Origin of the sequence: Streptomyces sp. NPDC007162, assembly GCF_040634175.1 — a bacterium.
Lineage (GTDB): Bacteria > Actinomycetota > Actinomycetes > Streptomycetales > Streptomycetaceae > Streptomyces.
In genome coordinates, this window is sequence record NZ_JBEYFC010000999.1 from 1 (window position 1) to 1397 (window position 1397).

1 pseudogene is annotated in these 1397 nt (G+C 70.3%); it reads left to right on the forward strand.

What is annotated here, in order from left to right:
* Window positions 1-189 precede the first annotated feature (189 nt).
* Window positions 190-1359, forward strand: a pseudogene (locus ABZ646_RS46635) (peptidase M4); the annotation flags it as partial.
* Window positions 1360-1397: the final 38 nt, after the last annotated feature.

Genomic DNA, 1397 nt, shown 5'->3' on the forward strand with positions numbered 1-1397 from the left:
GACGTTTTCTGCTGCCACTCTTCCCACGGCCGACTCACAGCAACCCCACAGAGTCACCTTCGAGGCTGCCGAGTCCGGCACTGCACGCGCACATGGTTCCGCGTTCCGCCGAGTTCTGCCCGGACCGCCCACCCGCGGCCCGGATCTCCCCTGGCCGCGCGACCCGCGGCCACGCAGAAGGAGTCAGTGTTGAGAAGCAGTTCCTCTCGCAGACGCACCCCCCACCGCACCGCAGTAGTGGCCCTCGCCGGCGTCAGCGCCCTGATCGCCGCCGCCGTCCAGTCGGGCGCCGCCAGCGCCGCCCCGGCCGCACCGCACCCCGGCAGGATCGACCCGGCCCACGCGGCCGTCCGGCTGTCCCCCTCGCAACGCGCCGAACTGCTGCGCGACGCGAGCACCGAGCGGGCCGCCACCGCCAGGTCGATAGGCCTCGGCGCCAAGGAGAAGCTGGTCGTCAAGGACGTCGTCAAGGACGCCGACGGCACGCTGCACACGCGCTACGAGCGCACCTACGCGGGCCTGCCCGTGCTCGGCGGCGACCTGATCGTCGACACCGCGAAGTCGGGCGCCACCGAGCGCGTCGTCAAGGCGAACAACGCCACGCTCAAGGTCGCCGACCTCACCCCGGCCAGGAGCGCGGCGAGCGCCGAGAAGTCGGCCCTCACGGCCGCCAGGGCCCTCGGCTCCACCAAGTCGGCCGCCGACGGCGCCCGCAAGGTGATCTGGGCCGGCTCCGGCACCCCCGTCCTCGCCTACGAGACGGTCGTCGGCGGCTTCCAGGACGACGGCACGCCCAACCAGCTGCACGTCATCACCGACGCCACCACCGGCAAGAAGCTCTTCGAGTACCAGGGCATCGAGAACGTCACCGGCACCGGCAACACCCAGTACAGCGGGACGGTGTCGCTGTCGACGACCCAGTCGGGCTCGACGTACAACCTGACCGACGGCGACCGCGGCGGCCACAAGACGTACAACCTGAACCACGGGACGTCGGGCACCGGCACGCTGTTCTCGCAGTCGAGCAACACCTGGGGCAACGGGACGACGTCGAACGCCGCCACCGCGGGCGCCGACGCGCACTACGGGGCCGCCGAGACCTGGGACTTCTACAAGAACACCTTCGGGCGCAGCGGCATCAAGAACAACGGCGTCGGCGCCTACTCGCGCGTGCACTACGGCAACTCGTACGTGAACGCGTTCTGGGACGACAGCTGCTTCTGCATGACGTACGGCGACGGCTCCGGCAACGCGGACCCGCTGACCGCCCTCGACGTGGCCGGCCACGAGATGAGCCACGGTGTCACCTCCAACACCGCCGGCCTCGACTACAGCGGTGAGTCCGGCGGCCTGAACGAGAAGACCATGATGATCACGATCCACACGTAGACCGCGCC